The organism is Sodalinema gerasimenkoae IPPAS B-353 (assembly GCF_009846485.1).
Taxonomy (GTDB): Bacteria; Cyanobacteriota; Cyanobacteriia; order Cyanobacteriales; family Geitlerinemataceae; genus Sodalinema; species Sodalinema gerasimenkoae.
The window spans coordinates 1,281,288-1,299,931 of sequence record NZ_ML776472.1; the positions used below are offsets into that span (position 1 = coordinate 1,281,288).

General features: G+C 53.4%; 19 protein-coding genes and 1 tRNA gene. 15 read left to right on the forward strand and 5 right to left on the reverse strand.

Annotation, left to right across the window (positions count from 1 at the left end):
- Positions 1–37: 37 nt before the first annotated feature.
- From radC to L855_RS05705, 5 genes are all read left to right on the forward strand, one after another.
- Positions 38–766: a RadC family protein gene (gene radC, locus L855_RS05680; RefSeq protein ID WP_159785280.1), complete on the forward strand. Its 729-nt coding sequence runs from the start codon at positions 38–40 to the stop codon at positions 764–766.
- 246 nt (positions 767–1,012) lie between these two features.
- Positions 1,013–1,084: transfer RNA gene (locus L855_RS05690), tRNA-Val, on the forward strand.
- Between the two features lie 103 nt (positions 1,085–1,187).
- Positions 1,188–1,544 carry a HesB/IscA family protein gene (locus tag L855_RS05695; protein WP_159785283.1) on the forward strand — a complete coding sequence of 119 codons (357 nt, stop codon included), beginning with the start codon at positions 1,188–1,190 and terminating at the stop codon, positions 1,542–1,544.
- A gap of 134 nt (positions 1,545–1,678) precedes the next feature.
- Positions 1,679–2,098 (forward strand): tetratricopeptide repeat protein, encoded by a 420-nt coding sequence (locus L855_RS05700; protein ID WP_159785286.1) that lies wholly within the window; start codon positions 1,679–1,681, stop codon positions 2,096–2,098.
- Positions 2,099–2,418: 320 nt separating this feature from the next.
- Positions 2,419–2,610, forward strand: coding sequence for a hypothetical protein (locus L855_RS05705; protein WP_159785289.1), 192 nt, complete (start codon positions 2,419–2,421; stop codon positions 2,608–2,610).
- A 143-nt stretch (positions 2,611–2,753) separates the two neighbouring features.
- On the opposite strand, the gene thyD is transcribed toward L855_RS05705, so the two are convergent.
- Complete coding sequence (gene thyD / locus L855_RS05710) at positions 2,754–3,680, reverse strand: thylakoid membrane protein ThyD (RefSeq protein WP_159790983.1); 927 nt, start codon at positions 3,678–3,680, stop codon at positions 2,754–2,756.
- Positions 3,681–3,811: 131 nt separating this feature from the next.
- Here thyD and L855_RS05715 point away from each other — a divergent pair, with 131 nt between their 5' ends.
- The 6 genes from L855_RS05715 to L855_RS05740 all read left to right on the forward strand — a co-directional run bounded on the left by L855_RS05715 (position 3,812) and on the right by L855_RS05740 (position 9,145).
- On the forward strand, positions 3,812–4,615 hold the full coding sequence (locus L855_RS05715) for a pseudouridine synthase (RefSeq protein WP_192925002.1): 804 nt from the start codon (positions 3,812–3,814) through the stop codon (positions 4,613–4,615).
- The gene (locus L855_RS05720) at positions 4,549–5,493 is read left to right on the forward strand and encodes a helix-turn-helix domain-containing protein (RefSeq protein WP_159785295.1); all 945 of its coding nucleotides are present in this window, start codon (positions 4,549–4,551) and stop codon (positions 5,491–5,493) included. Before L855_RS05715 ends, L855_RS05720 begins: the two co-directional genes overlap by 67 nt.
- A 152-nt stretch (positions 5,494–5,645) precedes the next feature.
- Positions 5,646–6,497, forward strand: a complete 852-nt coding sequence (locus L855_RS05725; protein ID WP_159785298.1) for a Tic22 family protein — start codon at positions 5,646–5,648, stop codon at positions 6,495–6,497.
- A 12-nt stretch (positions 6,498–6,509) separates the two neighbouring features.
- Positions 6,510–7,439 (forward strand): peptide chain release factor N(5)-glutamine methyltransferase, encoded by a 930-nt coding sequence (prmC, locus tag L855_RS05730; RefSeq protein ID WP_159785301.1) that lies wholly within the window; start codon positions 6,510–6,512, stop codon positions 7,437–7,439.
- Positions 7,440–7,560: 121 nt separating this feature from the next.
- A complete protein-coding gene (locus L855_RS05735) occupies positions 7,561–8,139 on the forward strand; it encodes an L-threonylcarbamoyladenylate synthase (protein WP_159785304.1) in 579 nt (192 codons plus the stop codon).
- Between the two features lie 67 nt (positions 8,140–8,206).
- A complete protein-coding gene (locus tag L855_RS05740; protein ID WP_159785307.1) occupies positions 8,207–9,145 on the forward strand; it encodes a sensor histidine kinase in 939 nt (312 codons plus the stop codon).
- Here L855_RS05740 and L855_RS05745 read toward each other — a convergent pair.
- From L855_RS05745 to rpsF, 4 genes are all read right to left on the reverse strand, one after another.
- Positions 9,084–9,557: a GNAT family N-acetyltransferase gene (locus L855_RS05745; RefSeq protein ID WP_159785310.1), complete on the reverse strand. Its 474-nt coding sequence runs from the start codon at positions 9,555–9,557 to the stop codon at positions 9,084–9,086. The genes L855_RS05740 and L855_RS05745 overlap by 62 nt on opposite strands.
- Positions 9,558–9,973: 416 nt before the next feature.
- The gene (gene rpmA / locus L855_RS05750) at positions 9,974–10,237 is read right to left on the reverse strand and encodes a 50S ribosomal protein L27 (RefSeq protein ID WP_159785317.1); all 264 of its coding nucleotides are present in this window, start codon (positions 10,235–10,237) and stop codon (positions 9,974–9,976) included.
- 91 nt (positions 10,238–10,328) lie between these two features.
- The gene (rplU, locus tag L855_RS05755; protein WP_087710335.1) at positions 10,329–10,757 is read right to left on the reverse strand and encodes a 50S ribosomal protein L21; all 429 of its coding nucleotides are present in this window, start codon (positions 10,755–10,757) and stop codon (positions 10,329–10,331) included.
- Between the two features lie 164 nt (positions 10,758–10,921).
- A complete protein-coding gene (rpsF, locus tag L855_RS05760; RefSeq protein ID WP_159790984.1) occupies positions 10,922–11,257 on the reverse strand; it encodes a 30S ribosomal protein S6 in 336 nt (111 codons plus the stop codon).
- Between the two features lie 327 nt (positions 11,258–11,584).
- Between rpsF and L855_RS05765 the strand changes: the two genes are divergently transcribed.
- The 4 genes from L855_RS05765 (at position 11,585) to L855_RS05780 (ending at position 18,506) form a co-directional block, all read left to right on the forward strand.
- Positions 11,585–12,172: a CHAT domain-containing protein gene (locus L855_RS05765; protein ID WP_159785320.1), complete on the forward strand. Its 588-nt coding sequence runs from the start codon at positions 11,585–11,587 to the stop codon at positions 12,170–12,172.
- Positions 12,173–12,237: 65 nt separating this feature from the next.
- Positions 12,238–13,332: a tetratricopeptide repeat protein gene (locus L855_RS05770; RefSeq protein WP_159785323.1), complete on the forward strand. Its 1,095-nt coding sequence runs from the start codon at positions 12,238–12,240 to the stop codon at positions 13,330–13,332.
- Positions 13,332–17,303 carry a CHAT domain-containing protein gene (locus L855_RS05775; protein WP_159785326.1) on the forward strand — a complete coding sequence of 1,324 codons (3,972 nt, stop codon included), beginning with the start codon at positions 13,332–13,334 and terminating at the stop codon, positions 17,301–17,303. The genes L855_RS05770 and L855_RS05775 overlap by 1 nt, the downstream gene beginning before the upstream one ends.
- Positions 17,304–17,483: 180 nt before the next feature.
- The gene (locus L855_RS05780) at positions 17,484–18,506 is read left to right on the forward strand and encodes a hypothetical protein (RefSeq protein ID WP_159785329.1); all 1,023 of its coding nucleotides are present in this window, start codon (positions 17,484–17,486) and stop codon (positions 18,504–18,506) included.
- Positions 18,507–18,644: the final 138 nt, after the last annotated feature.

Consider the following 18,644-nt stretch of genomic DNA (forward strand, 5'->3'; position numbering starts at 1 on the left):
TGACGGGCAATTTCGGCAAGTTCAGGGTGACATAGCTATGGGGTACAACGTTCGCATCGCAGATATGCCACTGACGGAACGCCCTCGGGAACGGATGGTGGCCTGTGGTGCGAGTCATTTAGCAACAGTGGAACTCTTGGCAATTTTGCTGGGAACAGGCAACCGCAGTGAGAATCTCTCAGCCGTGGGGTTAGGGCAGAAAATTCTCCGTCAACTGGGCGATCGCAGTCCCGAACCCTTGGAAGTCCTGCGCACAGTATCCCCCCAGGAATTAATGCAAATCCCTGGAATTGGCATGGCCAAGGCAACGACGATTGTAGCGGCGATCGAGTTAGGGAAACGGGCCTTTCAAACTCGCCCCACGGAACGTCAGGTGATTGAAGATCCCGCCACAGCAGTGGCCTATTTAAGTCATGATCTCATGTGGCAGGATGCCGAACGTTTTGCGATTCTCCTACTCGATGTCCGCAACCGCGTCTTAGGAAGCCAAGTCTTAACCATCGGCACCGCCACCGAAACCCTGGCCCATCCACCCGACATTTTCCGGGAGGTGATTCGTCAAGGGGCCAACCGGGCGATCGTGGCCCACAACCACCCCACGGGCAATGTTAGCCCCAGTCAGCAAGATCTCGATTTAACCCACCGTCTCCTACAGATTGGTCAAATCCTCTCTATTCCCATTCTCGACCATTTGATTCTCGGTCACGGCAACTACGCCAGCCTCCGCCAGCAAACGAAACTCTGGCAGGAGTTTCCTCAGGAGTAGAGGGAACAGGGAACAGAAAAGACGTAGGGGCGTACCCTTGTGGTCGCCCTCTTGACGTAGGGGCGTACCCTTGTGGACGCCCTAGGCAATAGGCAATAGGGGGGATTTTCTCTTCTCTCCCTCCTCTCCCTCCTCTCCCTTCTCTCCCTCTTCTCCCTCCTCTCCCTCCTCCTCCTCCGTGCCCTCTGTGACTCTGTGGTTCCCCTCTTGCCAAACGTGAAAAACTAGGTTAGAATGGAAATCTATGGGCGATTAGCACAGTGGTAGCGCACTTCCTTCACACGGAAGGGGTCACTGGTTCGAATCCAGTATCGCCCATTTGGTTTTTTTTAAATCAACAATAGAATCACAGCCGATATCTGACTATCATAGGGTAATAGTTTCTTTTGCCCTTACTAAGTTTTAGGAGTTCTGTACACTGATGACTCAAGCAACTCAAGCTCAGCAACGGGGTATTCAGATGACCGAAACTGCACTCAAGCAGGTGATGGCGTTGCGTGAACAGCAGGGGAAAGACCTGTTTTTGCGAGTTGGCGTTCGTCAGGGTGGTTGTTCTGGGATGTCCTACACCATGGACTTTGAAGACGGGAGCAACGTCCGTGAGGATGACGAAGTCTATGATTATGAAGGCTTTCAGGTAGTCTGCGATCGCAAAAGCCTGTTATACCTCTATGGCTTAGTTCTCGATTATAACACCGCCCTGATTGGTGGTGGTTTCACCTTCACCAACCCCAACGCCACCCAAACCTGTGGTTGTGGGAGTTCATTCTCCGCCTAGTCTCCCAACACTGGCAAGAATGTTGTCAATTTCCCGTATCTTATGAAGGGGCGTTTTTTTAAACGTCCCTCTTTTTATGGCGGGATCCCCCGTCTTCTATCATCAACCTCACCTCCGTCGGAGTTTGACTATCTATGACTACCCCCCTCGAAACAGAATTTGAACAAGCCATCGCCCGCTACCAGAATGGGGAGGCTGTCGAAGATCTCATCCCCATCTTTAAAGATATCTGCGATCGCGCCCCCAAGAATAGCGCCGCCTGGACTTGCCTATCTTGGCTGTATCTCCTGAGTGATCGCCCCAAATCCGCCTATAACGCCGCCAACAAAGCCGTTAAACTCACTCCTCAAGATCCCCAAGCACAAGTCAACTTAGCCCTAGCGATGCTGGAGATCGATAAAAAAGGAGTCCGAAGCCATATTGATCGTGCCCTTGAGGTCATGGCCTACTCTGACGAACTCCGAGAGGAGTTAGAACGCAATTGTCAGGATGGCCTAACCCGTAAACCCGACTGGCAAAATCTTAAACGGGTGCAAGCCTGGCTCTTTGCTTAGAATTTTGCCCCAACTGTAACGTTCTATTAAGAAAAGCGATTGAAAACTTAAGGATGGGTTGATCAGTCTAAGGACTATTTTGGGGGCGATCGGCTCCAAATTCGCCCATCCGCGTTTCCCGTTTTTCTCCATGAAACCCTCGTTCAGTCTAGGTTTGCGCCTATATAAGCCGGTGATATCCCGCCCGGAATTGTAACACATAGTTCACAATTCCTTAAATTACTTTATAAAAAAACCAAGAAGATAGTGATAAGATTGTGTGAAGTCAGACATTAACTATTCCGTTCACATCAATCAGAACTTTAAAGGAGAAACATCACATGAGTAATACTAACAAAAACGTTTCCATTAAACCAGAAACCCGTAATCACCAAGGGTTCTTTGTTCGCGACGGCGAATATCAGTTCATGGGCGTTGACGAGTCCGGCTGGGCGCTGATCTGCTTTGATGACGTGAGCTGCCACTATGTTGATCCCGATAATCTAGAGTCCGTCGAAGACCTAGTAGACTAACCCCTTTGGGTCTGTGATTCTGGATGTTCTGGACTCCAAAACCAACAACTCTAACTAAGTCCTTTTGGCAACACCTCCCCCAGGTGTTGCCTTTTTCATGAACAGTAGGAAAAATCCACACGTGGCGTTCCCTTCCCTAGCCTCTACTCGGCCAGCACATTCTCCAACGCGGGTTTAACCGTGGGAAAATGATAGTCAAACCCGGCAGCTAGGGTTTGTTTCGGCAGTACCTGTTGACCATCCAAAACCACCATTGCCCCCTCCCCGAGCAAGAGTTCCAAGGCAAACTCAGGAACCGGCAGCCAAGAGGGACGGGACATCACCTCACCCAACACCTGACAGAGGGTTTGCATCCGTACCGGATTCGGGGCCGTGGCATTATAAACCCCAGAAAATTCGGGATTGGATAGGGCCTGAGCAATGAAACGCACGACATCCTCACGGTGAACCCAGGACACCCATTGTTTGCCAGAACCAATGGGGCCACCTGCAAACAACTGAAAAGGGGTTAACATTTTCGCCAACGCCCCCCCATCCCGGCCCAAAATAATGCCAAAACGGGCAATCACCAGGCGCGTTCCGGTCACGGTGACCGCTTGAGCGGCTGCCTCCCAAGCTTGGCATACCTGAGCCAAATAATCCTCACCAGAGCCACTCGTTTCATCAAACGTCTCCGTCTCACTGGTTCCGTAATAGCCCACCGCCGAAGCATTCAGCAGAACTTGGGGCCGTTCAGGAGCAGCGGCGATCGCCTCCACCAGTTTCTCCGTCGTCCGAGTGCGGCTCTCCATAATCTCTCGTTTATAGTCTGCCGTCCAGCGGTGATCGGCAATCGGTGCCCCCGCCAAATTCACCACCCCCGTACAACCAGAAATCGATGCCTGCCAAGCCCCAGATTCACAGGGATTATAGGCAACCACCTCCAGCTTAGGAAATGCCGACTCAGGAAACAGCCGTCTTGCCCGTTGGGGATTGCGGGTTAAGACCACCACCGAGGAGCCATTCTCGGCCAGATGCCGCACTAACGCTTGCCCAACAAAGCCGGTTGCACCGGTAATTGCCACTTTCATCATTAAACCCTGAGTTTGAGATTTTCCTATTCATACTATCAATGGGGGGATTTCCATGTAAGATTTGTGTAACAACAGGATCCTGTCATGGGGTCCGGCTTTCACTTTGGCATCTGCCATCGAGTTCGCGCGTGGAAGAACGACTACAAAAACTCTTATCGCATTGGGGCATCGCCTCCCGACGCCGTGCCGAGGAGTTGATTCGTCAAGGACGGGTCAGCCTCAATGGTTCTACGGCCGAATTGGGGGCGAAAGCTCATCCTGGGCGCGATCGCATCCTCGTGGATGGTCGCGTCGTTAATCCTGAACAAGAACCGCAACGACTGTATATCCTCCTCAATAAACCGGCCGGTGTGGTCAGCACCTGTCGTGACACCCATGGGCGGCCCACTGTCCTCAGTCTTCTACCACCCCAACTCACTCAGGGACAAGGACTTCATCCCATCGGTCGTCTTGACGCTGACTCGACTGGGGCCTTATTACTGACAAATGATGGCAGTCTTACCTATGCTTTAACTCATCCTCGCTATCATGTAGCCAAGACCTATCAGGTTTGGGTGCAAGGCTCTCCTTCCGAGGTACTATTGCAACAATGGCGAGAAGGGGTCATCCTAGATCAGCGCAAGACTCTACCGGCTCACGTGCAGGTTAAAAACCGAGACGACCAACGACGAACTCAACTCGAGGTGGTGTTAACCGAGGGACGCAACCGCCAAATTCGTCGCATTGCCAAACAACTCGGACATCCCGTTGAGACACTGCATCGGACGAAGATTGGCTCAGTTCAACTGAACTCTGACCAAGATAATGCCTTACCTCCAGGGTGTCATCGCTGTTTGACCAAATCAGAGATTAATGCTTTACAGTCATGGCAAACGCAACTCACCCTAAAATCAGTAGGCGTGCGATCGAAGCTCAAGGAGCACAGCGGATGAAGTTCTCGCGGATTCAGTTCAAACGGAAACAGAAAAAGGAAAAGCTTAGTCTTCCCCAGATTCAAGCTCAAAAAATAGCGGTTATGGGCGCGCAGTTGCGTGAACTTCGTCAAGAGCAGTCTGTGGCCATTGATACAATTGCCCGGCAAACGCTGATTCCGGCTCGTCTGCTGCGGGCCATTGAAGAGGGCGACCTCACAAAGCTGCCGGAACCTGTCTATGTTCAGGGATTTTTGCGACGCTTCGCCGATTATGTTGGGCTAGATGGCTCAGCCTATGCCCGAGACTTTCCTACCGGCTATGAGTCCAAAACCGCCAAGTCCGGTTGGCAGGGGTCGCCACTGACTCAACTACGATCGTTCCATCTTTATCTTCTCTATATCGTCCTGGTTGTCTTCTCGGTTCGGGGACTGTCCGAATCAGTCAATTCCGATTCCCGCAGTCCGGATAGTGCTTTACCTCCGCCGGAAACAGCAGAGAATCTCGATGAACTGACACCGGATTTGGGCCCGAGTTCATCAGATGTTGCGGCCCCAGAAGCCACCCCATCAACGGTGACGGCTAATGCTCGTTCCTCGGAGAATACCGATAACATATCGAAGGTGCAGGTAGGCGTGACGCTCACCGATGAGTCCTGGATTCAGGTGGTGGCTGACGGTGAGACGACGTTTGAGGGAATGCTCGATGAGGGGACTCACACCTGGAGTGCTGACAGTGAACTTACGGTGATTGCCGGAAATGCTGGAGGCGTCATGATCGCCGTTAATGGCAGTGAAGCCCAACCCATGGGCGCGCCGGGTAGTGTTGAGGAACTGACAATTGTGGCAGATTCGCGAGGGGGTGCAGGTTCGGGTAATAATCCTGCGTCGACCAACTAAGTCAACGAACTAATTAGCAACATAATTCGTCTATGGGCTTGTGGCATTCTAAGCACTGTCTGTCCAGGGCGATCGCCAGGGATTAACCAGGCTTAGATCAAATAATGGGCTGCATTGAGCAGATTGTTGTCAAGGAGTTTGAAGGAGTTTCTATGAAATCATTAATTCGCTGGGGTGCCACGTTAGGACTGGTTGGGGGAACGCTCTTGGGAGCCGTCTCTCCTCCAGCCCCCGCCTTGGCCCTGTCCGAAGATGAAATTATGCAAAAACTGGCATCGGTTCCGGTTTTTGCTATTACCGATGCTGAGGGGTCCCCTCTAATTGCCAGTGTGTCGAATCCTCAATCGGCAAATGGAACCACCGAGGTGGCTGGGGTCTTTATGAATCCTCAGGATGCCAACCGGTTTGTAGAACGCCTCACCCAAGAACAACCGGAAATGGCAGGAGAGGTTCAGGTGACCGTGATTTCTTTGGCAGAGGTTTATCGTCTCGAACAAAGCCATCGACAACAGGAGAGTTCGATTGAGTTTTCCTATGTTCCCACTCGCCAGGAGGTAGAATCCGCTGTTTCTGTTCTCCTCGATAGCGGTCGCGAAGATGAACTCCTCCAACAAAATGGAGAATATGTCTATCCGGGAGTGCCCCTGTTCATGGCAACGGCGGGTCCGGATCAAGGGTATATGACCGTGGAGTTCGATGGAGAGGTGGTGATTCCCCTGTTTTTTGACCGGGAGGATTTAGAGAATGTGATTGCTCGCTTCCAACAACAACAGCCGGATTTTGCGGCGACTGTGCAAACGGATGTGGTGCAACTTGAAGGGGTGTTGGAAACGCTCCGCAATGAGGACAATGACGTGGTCGGACAGTTAATGTTTGTGCCTCATAGTGAGTCCTTGGAGTTTGTGGGCAATATGATGCAGCAGATGCAACAACAGCAGCAGCAACAACAACCTCAACTTCAGCCTGGAGAAGGTGCGCCTGCACTCCCCGGTTCTGGGCGATAGGTTATGGGGCAAATGTCTCAACAGCCCAGATGTCAGGAACGGCATCAGGCTCAGGGTGTAACGGTTGAGGTTACAGTTGCTCAAGTGCGGGCCTGGCGTAATCAGGCCCGTAGCGGTGCTTTGGCCGGGGGGATTGACCCAGCTGAGGTCGATTGGCTGTTATATGAGGGGGCCAGGTTGGAGCGCCTGACGTTCCGCCTGGGACAACCGGGCGATCGCCTCTCCCTGAGCCGTTCTCTGGAGGAGCTGACCCAGTTCTGGCAGCAACGTCTGGGGGATCGCACCCCAGTGCAATATCTCCTCGGTTCTGTTCCCTGGCGCAACTTGAACCTCCTCGTCTCCCCAGCGGTCTTGATTCCCCGCCCAGAAACTGAAGCCATTATTGATATTATCCTGGAGACCCAAGGTGCAGATAGCGCCGGAATTTGGGTCGATTTAGGCACGGGAAGCGGGGCGATCGCCCTTGGCCTCGCTCAAGCCCTTTGCCACGCTAAAATCCATGCTGTAGACTGTAGTGCCGAGGCTCTAAAGCTGGCCCGAAGCAATGCAGAGCGTCATGGATTGGGCGATCGCATCCAATTCCATCAAGGCAGTTGGTTTGACCCTCTAGTGGCGCAACAAGGACAACTAGCCGGGATGCTATCCAATCCCCCCTACATCCCCAGTGGTGAGATTCCCCACCTACAACCAGAAGTCAGCCACCACGAACCCCACCTAGCCCTCGACGGCGGCGACGATGGCTTAACGGCCCTACGTCACCTCGTGCAAACCGCCCCCCAATACCTGCAACCGGGAGGACTTTGGCTCGTAGAAATCATGAGCGGTCAATCCCCCGCCGTCTGTCAACTGCTACAAGACAGCGGCAACTATGAGGTTCCCCAAGTCATCCACGATTTCGCCGGTCACGATCGCTTCGTCCTAACGCAGACAAATCACCGTTAATCGTGAATAATAGCGAAAAGCAGAGCAACCACAACGGATTGCCCCCACGTCTTTCTTTCCCTCTCTCTTTTTCCGTGTCCTCTGTGTCTCCGTGGTTCCCCCTCTTGCCTCTTGTTCCCCCATGCTTTCCACCTACAACGATCTAATTGAAGCCGCCAAATCTGGGTCTGTGGTCAGTTTCCCGACCGATACTGTTCCAGCATTGGCCGTAGACCCTCAAAAAACTGAAGCCATTTATCACCTCAAACAACGGAGCCTCAATAAACCGTTGATTCTGATGGGAGCCAGTCCCGACGACCTTTGGGAGTATGTTGAGGGAACCCCTCACGAACGAGCCAGTTGGCAAGAAATGGCTCAACAGCATTGGCCAGGAGCCTTAACCCTGGTTCTTCCGGCTAGTACCAAAGTTCCGCCAGGGATGAATCCCAGCGGTTCCGGAACATTGGGGATTCGCGTTCCCGATTGTGCGATCGCCCAGAAGCTATTATCCGTCACCGGCCCCCTAGCGACCACCAGTGCCAATCGTTCTGGGGAACCCCCCTTACGAGAGGCGGCGGCCATCGTGGCGGCCTTTCCGACAGTGTGCGTGTTAGAGCCAGAAGTCTATCAGAACCGTATCGGCTCAGGATTACCTTCGACCGTTGTGCAATGGACTGGGGGGAATTGGCAGATTCTGCGACAGGGAGCCGTAGAGTTATAGAGGTTGACCCAGCAACGGATAAGACCGTTAAGCTGGGGGTTAATCGAGAAGACTCTTAAAAACTGGCATGACCCTAGATCACCCGGATTTGTCTCAGGAGAATGATGTCACTCTGACTGAGGCAGAGTTAGCCCAAATCGCTGATCCCCAACTGCGTCAACGAGTGGCGGCGTTGGTTGAGCAATGCGATCGCCTCGACCATGAGCGCCAGTGGATGCGACAGCGCCTCGAAGACCTACAACTGCAAGTTCATCTTACCCAAGAGATGTGTCGGTTTAAGGGGGGGTTTTTGGCGCGAGTCTCCCACGAATTGCGATCGCCCCTGAGTGGCTTAATTGGCACCCACCAACTGATTCTGACGGATTTATGCGAAGACCAGGAGGAGGAGCGAGACTTTCTCGGTCGCGCCCATGAATATTCCCTAAAAATGGTGGAGATGCTGGATATCGTCCTCAAGGTGGCCCGGGCTGAACAGGGGCGATCGCCGCTCAAAGTCGAACCGGTGCGCCTTTATGATGTATTTGAGGAAGTTCGGGAACTCTCCGCCCTGCAAGTCGCGAACCGTAACTATCACTACGACGTGCAGATGCCCAACGGGGATCTCTGGGTCAACGCCGATTACAAGCCCCTGGTGCAAGTCTTGTTACATCAAATTATGGCTGTTGTGGATGGCATGAGTGAAGGGAGTTTGCGGCTGTCGTCCTCAGTGGGAGGAGAGGATGAGGTCTATATTTGGCTCGATTCCCCCTGTCAGTTGGATATTTGGAATGAACCTATCGACCAATTGCGATCGCCCCCTCCCGCGCCACAAATCCCGGTATCCGCCACAGAACTGCCCCAACTCTCGTCGGGGTTAAGTTGGCTCGTGGACTATACCCTCTTGGAGATTATGGGCGGTGCATTAGATGTTCTTGAACCGCCCCCCAATCCCAACTGTGGTTGGCTTAGTCGGCTTCAATACCGGCTGCAACAGGCTCCTCCACCCCCGGAAACCGAGTCAGGATAAGTTGATTTTGCAGCACCATGGTCGTGGTTTGATTTTCCTCAAAGCCAATTCGTTCGTAGAACCGTTGCTGGTGGGTTGTCATCAGATAGACCCGTTCGACACGGTTCATTTGCGGATGACTCAAGAGAGTTTCCACCATCTTGCGTCCCAGTCCCACACCACGATATTCCGGGTGAATCACCACATCCCAGATGGTAGCCCGGAAGACCCCATCGGAGGTGGCGCGAGAGAAGCCAATGAGGCGATCGCCATCCCAGACGGTAATTGTCGGGACACTGTTCTCGATGGCGATTTTCCAGTCCTCAAAACTGCGATCGGCAGCCCAAAAAGCTGAGAGTTCAAATAAAGACTTAAGTTGAGTAAAGTCAATCTCCGACTTACGGGAGCAGAAGCGAATGTGACGGCAATCCATAACGCTTGGTATCTCCTTGCCCCATCTCCGAAAGAGGGACCTTTGTGGTGTATGCAGTCAAGCTGGAATAGTTCTAGCAAATTTTGCCAACTTTTAGTATCGGCAAATACAAACTTAGCGATCGTTTTGTGACAAGAGGAAGGGAACAGGGAATAGGGAACAGGGAACAGGGGGTAAATGGTAGGATGCGTCCGGGCGCAGATAACGGGTTGGGCCTTGACCGCTCGCATCAAACTTGCCCGAACGCATCATTCTTGCGGGAATCTTGCCCGAATCGGTCCAAACGCATCATTCCTTGTGGGAATCGGCCTTCCAAAAAACAAGCAGCACGTTCTCATCAGAAAACGTACTGCTAAGACTAGAGCCAGTCGAGCCAGCATAATGCTGCAAGTGGACTGATTCAAATCTGTCTATCCTTAAGCATCAGAAGGAGCATAGACGCTCACCTTCTTGCGGCTGCGGGTTTTATGCTCAAACGTGACAATACCGTCAATCAGAGCAAATAGGGTGTCATCCTTACCCAACCCGACATTATTGCCAGGATGAATTTTCGTACCCCGTTGGCGAACCAGGATATTGCCCGCCGTGACGACTTCACCGCCATAGCGTTTAACACCCAATCGCTGGGAATTAGAGTCGCGACCGTTTCTTGTACTACCGGTTCCTTTCTTGTGAGCCATGATTCAAAAATCTCCACGCTACAGTGTTCTAAACGATGTTTCCACCGAACGCGGGGATAGAGACAGAGGCGACTACTATCCCCACAAACCTCTATTCTGCCTCAGCCGAGACCATTTCAGCCACCTCAGCCGGTTCATCGGTCGTGGCCGGTTCCAAATCTAAGCTACGGGGAGCGGGGATTTCAGCTTCCGCTAACACCGTACCATTGACCGAAATGCTCGAAATTGCAAAACGGGTGAGTTCTTGGCGATGTCCCCGTTTTTTGCGGGTTTTCTTCTTCGGCTGCATCTTGTAGACGATGACCTTACGACCCCGGAGGTGTTGCAGCACCGTCCCCCGAACCGTTGCGCCTTCAACCCAGGGTTGACCGACGTGAGCATCGTCTTCATTGCGGATAAACAGCACCTTATCGATGGTGATTTCGTCTCCAGGAGCCGCATCGAGTAGGTTTACATCGTAGAACCGACCGGGTTCTACCATGATTTGGGTTCCGCTGGTTTCAATAATTGCGTAAGTCATTCAACTGTCCTCAAAACTATGCCGTAGGGGTAGCCAAAATTCGCCGGTTAGGTCGAGTTGGCGTCGATTTGGCGTTTTCATCACCCGTTCCGAGCAGTGACACAAAACTAAACCCCTAATTATCACCCATAGGTGTAGGGGCTGTCAAGTTTCTCTGCGCTGATTTACTCTTCTTCGTCGCCGTCTTCGTCATCGGCATCCGGCTGTTGCACCGGTTGCTTGATGGTGAGATAGCGCAGGACATCATCGGAGAATTTCATCGCCTTTTCCATGACCGCGATGGACGCGCCGGGAGCCTTGTAGTTCATTTGCACATAGACGCCATCCCGATGTTTCAGGATGTCGTAGGCTAAGCGACGTTTGCCACGATGTTGGACATCGAGGTCTTCCGCGCCGTTTTCGAGCAAAATATTGCGATATTTGTCGATTTCCCCATCCGTGCGCTCTTCGCCGATGTCAGGGCGCAGGATGTACATGGTTTCGTAGATAAACTCTTTCATTCGCCGTTGTGAAGTCCTTGTGGTCGGAGTGGCTTCGGTGTCTCGCTCATGGCTGAGTGGCACTGAAGCAAGGATCTTCCAGTGTATCGCAAAAGAGGGGGCTATTGATGAAATTGTTGGCGATCGATGCGATCGCAGTAGGGGCGAAAAATTTTTCGCCCCTACAATATCGAAAAATGGGATTACCCTCTCTCGGCTGCCGGGAGGGGAGAATCGCGATTTTCGACCGACTTTGTGGCGCATTTGTGAATAAGTGCATCCCACCCAGAAATATAAAGGATCAAGGCATCAGTAAATTCACGGAGTGATTCGAGGGAGCTAGCAACAATGGCGAATGGCGGCAAGTTATTGAGTGCGATGGTGGTGACGGCTCTGTGGCTGTCGGTGATGGAAGGGGTAATGGCTGCTGGACGACAAGATATCGGGACTCCTACCCAGGGTATCTCGGGGGAATTGTGGCCCCTCTCTGACTTGGGCCAAAACTCAACGGCGTCATCTTTGGACATTGAGTCGTCCCCCTCTCAATTGACCCTCGCCCAAGCTGACCTCCGCCTTAGCGAAGCCAATCGCCTGTTCAACTTGGGGCTTGAGGAATTTAATCGCAGTCAGTTTCGGGAAGCGATCGTCTCTTGGGAAGGGGCTTTAGAACTCTACCGAGCCGTGGGCGATCGGGCTAGGGAAGGCCGCGCCCTGGGCAAGATGAATGGCTTCTATGGGGCCATGCAACTGGGCTTACCTAAGGCAGAAGCCCTGCGACAGGCCCAGATCGCCTTGATTACCGGAGACTATACAGCGGTAGGAGGTCGTCGGGGGGATATAGAGATTCGGGGCGGGCCAGGACATGCCTCTCGGGGAGATCCCCTGGCTCATCCTTACTATTGGGCCCCGTTCATCCTCATCGGCAATGGCCTATGAAGCACAGCAGCACCGTTTTTCCCTTAGCTACCTATTGACTGTTTACTGTTTACCCATTTAGAACGATGACCGCTAGAAATCACCGTCCCCCAAGCCCCACCAACCCCACCGCCTGGATTTGGCTACTCGTGATTGCGATCGCCAGCAGTATTGACGGATCTACCATACACCGGATTATCCCTGGCCTGGATTCTCCCGGACAGCCGAGTGGTGGAGTGAGGACCCTAGTGCCTAATCCGCTCTCAGAGTATCAGCGCCATTACCGAAGCGCCGAAAACTATTTTCGTGAGCAGGAGTACGCTCGCGCCGAACGGTCTCTCCAAAGGGCCCTAGCTTCAGAAAGCCACCACCCCGAGGCCCATCTGCTGCTGGGGATGATCCTACGGGGGTTTGGACGGTTAGCGGAGGCAGAAGCCTCGGTGCGGGAGGCGATTCGATTAGGTCCAAACACGGCGGGAGCCTACAGCATTTTGAGTAGCATTCTCTCTGAACAAAATCGCTATGCAGAAGCGATTGAATTTGCCAACCGGGCCATTGAGCAGAATAGTCGGGATGCCAATGCCTACGCGACCTTGAGCGTTGCCCTGACCCGTCAACGAGACTTTCATGGGGCGATCATCGCGGCCCAAACCGCCCTTGCCTTCGACCCCAATCTATCCAGTGCCTATAATTCCTGGGGGATTGCCCTAACGAATCAAGGGGAGTATGAGGAAGCCGAACGTCGATATAAAAAGGCTCTAGCCCTCAACCCTGAAGGAGCGGTCATTCACTATAACTGGGGGATGCTCTTAATGGCTCAGCAGCAGTATGAAGGGGCGATCGAGAAGTTTAAAGACTCTTTGGAGATTAACCCTTTTCGCGCCTTCACCTACAGTGCCATGGGCGATGCTTTTTTCCGTTTAAATGACTTTGACCAAGCTGCCCTGAATCATCGGGAGGCTCAATATATCGCCCCCAGCGATCCCCAAATTCACTATCAAGCCGGGGCGACCTTCATGGAGATGGAACAGTACGAGGAGGCACTGACCTCTCTAAACACCGCCCGCGATTTGGCTAGTGCCCAGGAAGACCCAGTGCTATTAACGGCGATTGAATTCTCCTTAGCCCGCCTCCAACGACGACAGGGCACACCGGAGAATATCGGAACTCCTGTCCTCTGATGATGGGACACCTTCGATGGGCTTCAGATGAGGATTGGGCTGTTTTGGCGATGAAGTATAAAGGCATCAGTACATTTACTGAGTTAATCGAGGGAGGGGTAACGATGGCTACTGGGGGCAAGTTCCTGAGGGCAATGCTGCTGACGGCCCTGTGGTTGTCAGCAGTAGAGGGGGTCATGGCCGCCGGACGACCGCCAATTCCTCTCCCTACTCAGGAAACCCCAGGGGAATTGGGGCTTTTGCCTGATTTGAGTGCAAACTCAACGGGGTCATCTTTGGACATGGAGTCATCCCCCTCTCAACTGACCCTCGCCCTACCCCAGACCCTAACCCAAGCTGACCTCCGCCTTACCGAAGCCAATCGCCTGCTCGACTTGGGGATTGAGGAATCTAATCGCAGTCAGTTTCGGGAAGCGATCGCCTCTTGGGAACGGGCTTTAGAACTCTACCGAGCCGTGGGTAATCGCGCTGGAGAAGGCGGCGCCCTGGGCAATTTGGGCGGTGCTTACTTCAGCCTGGGCCAATACGAACGCGCCATTGACTTCTTTGAACAATCCTTGGTGATTGCCCGCGAGATAGGTAATCGTGCTGGGGAAGGTAACGTCCTGGGGGGGTTAGGCAATGTTTACTACAGCCTGGGGCAGTACGAGCGCGCCATTAACTTCTATGAACAATCTCTTGCCATTATCCGTGAGATTGGCGATCTCGTCAGCGAAAACCGTACCCTGGGCAATTTGGGCGTTGTTTACAACAACTTAGGACAGTACCAACGCGCCATGGATTTGTTTGAACAACAGCTAGCCATTACCCGCGAGATAGGCGATCAATTAGGGGAGGGTGCTGCCCTAGGTAACTTGGGCGCTGCTCACGGCAACCTAGGGCAGTACCAACGCGCCATGGATTTCTATGAACAACAGCTAGCCATTACCCGTGAGATAGGCGATCGCGCTGGGGAAGGCCGCGCCCTGAACAGTTTGGGCATTGTTTACAACCGCCTGGCGCACTACGACCGTGCTATTGATTTCTATGAACAATCCCTAGCCATTGCCCGCGAGATAGGTAATCGCGCTGGGGAAGGCAGCGCCCTGGGCAATTTGGGCATTGTTTACAACCGCTTGGGTCAATACAACCGTGCTATTGATTTCTATGAACAACAGCTAGCCATTACCCGTGAGATAGGCGATCGCGCTGGGGAAGGCAGCGCCCTGGGCAATTTGGGCATTGTTTACAACCGCTTGGGTCAATACAACCGTGCTATTGATTTCTATGAACAACAGCTAGCCATTACCCGTGAGATAGGCGATCGCGCTGGGGAAGGCAGCGCCCTGGGCAATTTGGGCATTGTTTACAACCGCTTGGGTCAATACAACCGTGCTATTGATTTCTATGAACAACAGCTAGCCATTACCCGCGAGATAGGTGATCGCGCTGGGGAAGGTAGCGCCCTGGGGAATTTGGGCAATGTTTACGACAACCTGGGGCAGTACGACCGTGCTATTGATTTGTTTGAACAATTCCTAGCCATTGCCCGCGAGATAGGTGATCGCGCTGGGGAAGGCCGCGCCCTGAACAACGTGGGCCTTGTTTACAATAACCTAGGGCAGTACCAACGCGCCATTGACTTTTATGAACAACGGCTGGCGATCACCCGCGAGATAGGAGATCGCGCTGGGGAAGGCCTCACCCTGGGGGGTTTGGGCAATGTTTACAATAACCTAGGGCAGTACGAGCGCGCCATTGACTTCCATGAACAATTCCTAGCCATTGCCCGCGAGATAGGTGATCGCGCTGGGGAAGGCCGCGCTCTGGGGGGTTTGGGCAATGTTTACATTAACCTGGGGCAGTACGAGCGCGCCATTGACTTTCATGAACAATGGCTGGCGATCGCCCGGGAGATAGGCGATCGCGCCGGGAAAGGCGGCGCACTGGGCAGTTTGGGGCATGTTTACAGTAACCTGGGGCAGTACGAGCGCGCCATTGACTTTTATGAACAATGGCTGGCGATCGCCCGGGAGATAGGCGATCGCGCCGGGAAAGGCGGCGCACTGGGCAGTTTGGGGCATGTTTACAGTAACCTGGGGCAGTACGAGCGCGCCATTGACTTTCATGAACAATGGCTGGCGATCGCCCGCGAGATAGGCGATCGCGCTGGGGAAGGCCGCGCCCTGGGCAATTTGGGCAATGTTTACAGCAGTCTAAGCCAATCTGACCGCGCCCTAGAGCAGTATGGTCAAGCCCTCACCCTGTTCAACGAACTCGGTGCCCGTGCCGAAGAAGGTCTTTCCCTTGCTTTAATCGGCACCCTCCTCAACAACCAAGCCCAACCCGAACTCGCCATCACCTTCCTCAAAGCCAGCGTCGATCGCCGCGAAGCCATACGTGGCGATATTCGCGGACTCGACACCGACCTGCAACAATCCTTCACCGATACCGTCGCCGACAGCTACCGCCTCCTCGCCGACCTCCTCCTCCAACAAAACCGCATCCTCGAAGCCCAGCGTGTCCTCGACTTGCTCAAAGTTCAAGAACTCGACGAAGCCCTCTCCCAGGTGCGGAGTACCCAAGCAACTTCCACCGGGGTTGCCTTCTGGCAAATCGAAACCGACCTCCTCGCCCTCTACGAACAAACCCTCGCCGACGGCATCGCCCTCGCCCGCCTCGACGACCAAGTCCGCCAACAGGGCCAGGACAGCCTCACCCCCACCCAGCACCAACAACGAGAGACCCTGCGGCAACGCTACCAAGCCGCCCAAGGTCAATTCGCCGCCTTCCTAGACCGCCCCGAAGTCGCAACCCTGCTGCGCCAAATCCGTCAACAAACTGACGGTCAATCCATCGAAATCGAACGCCAACACCGGACGCTGCAAAATAATCTGCGTAACTTACCCCAACCCACCGCCCTCATCTATCCCCTAATCCTGCCCGATCGCCTCGAACTAATCCTCGTCACCGCCGACAGCCCCCCCCTGCGCTACCCCATCGCCGTCACCCAAACGGAACTCAACCGCACTATCGTCGCCTTCGGCCAAGCCCTCAACTCCCCCAACAGCGATATCCTGCCCCTGGCCCAAACCCTGCACGGCTGGCTCATCGCCCCCCTGGAAGCCCAACTGACCCAAGCTGGCATCGAAGCCATTATCTACGCCCCCGATGGTGCGCTGCGCTATGTGCCTCTAGCGGCACTCCATGACGGCGATCGCTACTTAGCCCAACGATTCAGCCTCAGCCACATCACCGCCGCCTCCCTCACGGACTTCAGCCAAGTCCCCCAACCGGATAACCGCCGCCTTCTCGCCGCCGCCTGTGCCGAGTGCAGCTTTGAGGTCCCTATCGCCGGACAACTCTTCCAGTTCGACGACCTGCCCTTTACGGAAATCGAAGTCAACACCCTCGCCACTCAAGTCCCCGATACCCGCGTCCTCCTCAATCAAGACTTCAGCGTCGCCGCCCTCCAGTCCGCCCTCGGGGGATACCGGATTCTCCACTTAGCCACCCACGGGGCAGTTGTCCCCAACCAGCCCACCCAATCCTTTCTCCTGCTGGGCAGTGGCGAAGCCCTCAGCCTAGAGACGATCCGCAATACTTGGCGACTAGATGCGGAACTGGTGGTCTTGAGTGCCTGCGAAACCGCTGTGGGCAATGCGGAACTGGGCAGCGGCATCGAGATTCTGGGGTTGGGTTACCAGATCCAGCAGGCCGGCGCCCAGGCCGTGATGGCTTCCCTGTGGAAGGTGAACGACCAGGGCACCCAAATCCTGATGAGTGGGTTTTACGACGCTCTGCAACAGGGAATGACTAAGAAGGAAGCCCTGCAAGCGGTCCAAATTGCCCTGATTACTGGGGACTACACCGCAGTTGGGGGGCAGCGGGGCGAGATCGAGCTACGGGGTGGGCAGCAGGGCAGCAGCGGCGATCCCCTGGCCCATCCCTACTATTGGGCACCGTTCATCCTCATCGGCAATGGTTTATGAAGCAGCAGTCGACGCATAGGCTGATTCGCGTCAGAAGTGTATAACATAAGTTCGGCTTAACCCGAACTCACGTTACTATTGGGCGCCGTTTATTTTGGTTGAGAATGGGCTGTAGCCGAATCCAGAATGCACTATAACAAATGTCAATAAATTCATACTATTCGTTGAGGCAAGGACGTGATGCAACGCGATCGCAACCACAAAAATTGGCAAGGGTGGGGACTATTACTAAGTATCGGAATTGTCCTGACGACCCGACCTGCCCTTGCCAACTCATGGACACCACTTGTCCACACCACCTACATGCACCTGTTCTTGGGGAACCTAATCATTGGATACATCGAGGGGTCACTGTTAGCAAAGTGGTTTCGATTGCCTCGCTTCCAAACAGTTATAACCTTAATCTTGGCCAACTATACCTCAGCTTGGGGAGGAATGCTGATTACGGTCTTCATTAAGTCAGAAATCACTTTTCTCACCATAGAAAATATCCATATTTGGCAGTGGATCTTTGCCATCTTTATGTTTCTGGTTACCTTGTTGATTGAATATCCGTTTTTTCAGATTTCTTTAAGAAAGCAGTCAGAAGCTACCGTGAAGACGGTCAAATCACTGCTGGTCATTCATGGCATTAGTTACCTGTTACTAGCGGCATGGTATGTGGCACAAAGTCAGACCAGTATGTTGACTCAGCTTGAGCTGGTGCCCGTAGATACTCTAGATTTACCAGGGCAATATCAGCTCTATTTTAAGTCTTCAGATGGGGTACAGACGATGCAGTTCAATTTGACGGGTAGCAATATCAAATCAATTTCACTCGCAGATTTTCAAACTCAACAGTTAACAATTCTTAAAGAACCTCACTCGCCGGATCGCAGACTCATACGCCGTGGGCATTTTTTTGATCAGCCCATTCTAAAGTTGGCTGAAGACAGCGACTGGGATTTTTATATTCGCTACCTGCAAGGGCGAGGAATTGCCGGACTACGAAATCGCGAGCTTGGGCAGTTGGAGTTTGAGTTCACCCTGGAAACCCCTTTTGCCCACTGGCCAGTTCGTCATGCCACCCATCTCCCCGGTGATTTTGTGGTGTTTCAACTGGGGGACGATCAAATCTGCATTCTGCATCCCCATGATCGCTTGATTGCCCTAGTCACGCGCGGTAGAGAACCCTTTGTTGTAGGAGCGGGGGATGAGCCATAACGGAATCAAAGATCGCCATGCTGGGGATAGACTTTGGCGGTGTCCAGGGCGAGATCACTAAGTTTGCACTAAAAGGACACAAGGCGATCGCTCTCATCGAAACGTAGACCATCGATCCTCAGGTTTATGGTGAAAACA

What these genes read in the sequence shown, in the direction of transcription:
- radC (WP_159785280.1), top strand. Translation starts at nt 38, where the DNA reads ATGGGGTACAACGTTCGCATCGCAGATATGCCACTGACGGAACGCCCT.
- L855_RS05695 (WP_159785283.1), top strand. Translation starts at nt 1,188, where the DNA reads ATGACTCAAGCAACTCAAGCTCAGCAACGGGGTATTCAGATGACCGAA.
- L855_RS05700 (WP_159785286.1), top strand. Translation starts at nt 1,679, where the DNA reads ATGACTACCCCCCTCGAAACAGAATTTGAACAAGCCATCGCCCGCTAC.
- L855_RS05705 (WP_159785289.1), top strand. Translation starts at nt 2,419, where the DNA reads ATGAGTAATACTAACAAAAACGTTTCCATTAAACCAGAAACCCGTAAT.
- thyD (WP_159790983.1), bottom strand. Translation starts at nt 3,680, where the DNA reads ATGAAAGTGGCAATTACCGGTGCAACCGGCTTTGTTGGGCAAGCGTTA.
- L855_RS05720 (WP_159785295.1), top strand. Translation starts at nt 4,549, where the DNA reads ATGGCAAACGCAACTCACCCTAAAATCAGTAGGCGTGCGATCGAAGCT.
- L855_RS05725 (WP_159785298.1), top strand. Translation starts at nt 5,646, where the DNA reads ATGAAATCATTAATTCGCTGGGGTGCCACGTTAGGACTGGTTGGGGGA.
- prmC (WP_159785301.1), top strand. Translation starts at nt 6,510, where the DNA reads ATGTCTCAACAGCCCAGATGTCAGGAACGGCATCAGGCTCAGGGTGTA.
- L855_RS05735 (WP_159785304.1), top strand. Translation starts at nt 7,561, where the DNA reads ATGCTTTCCACCTACAACGATCTAATTGAAGCCGCCAAATCTGGGTCT.
- L855_RS05740 (WP_159785307.1), top strand. Translation starts at nt 8,207, where the DNA reads ATGACCCTAGATCACCCGGATTTGTCTCAGGAGAATGATGTCACTCTG.
- L855_RS05745 (WP_159785310.1), bottom strand. Translation starts at nt 9,557, where the DNA reads ATGGATTGCCGTCACATTCGCTTCTGCTCCCGTAAGTCGGAGATTGAC.
- rpmA (WP_159785317.1), bottom strand. Translation starts at nt 10,237, where the DNA reads ATGGCTCACAAGAAAGGAACCGGTAGTACAAGAAACGGTCGCGACTCT.
- rplU (WP_087710335.1), bottom strand. Translation starts at nt 10,757, where the DNA reads ATGACTTACGCAATTATTGAAACCAGCGGAACCCAAATCATGGTAGAA.
- rpsF (WP_159790984.1), bottom strand. Translation starts at nt 11,257, where the DNA reads ATGAAAGAGTTTATCTACGAAACCATGTACATCCTGCGCCCTGACATC.
- L855_RS05765 (WP_159785320.1), top strand. Translation starts at nt 11,585, where the DNA reads ATGGCGAATGGCGGCAAGTTATTGAGTGCGATGGTGGTGACGGCTCTG.
- L855_RS05770 (WP_159785323.1), top strand. Translation starts at nt 12,238, where the DNA reads ATGACCGCTAGAAATCACCGTCCCCCAAGCCCCACCAACCCCACCGCC.
- L855_RS05775 (WP_159785326.1), top strand. Translation starts at nt 13,332, where the DNA reads ATGATGGGACACCTTCGATGGGCTTCAGATGAGGATTGGGCTGTTTTG.
- L855_RS05780 (WP_159785329.1), top strand. Translation starts at nt 17,484, where the DNA reads ATGCAACGCGATCGCAACCACAAAAATTGGCAAGGGTGGGGACTATTA.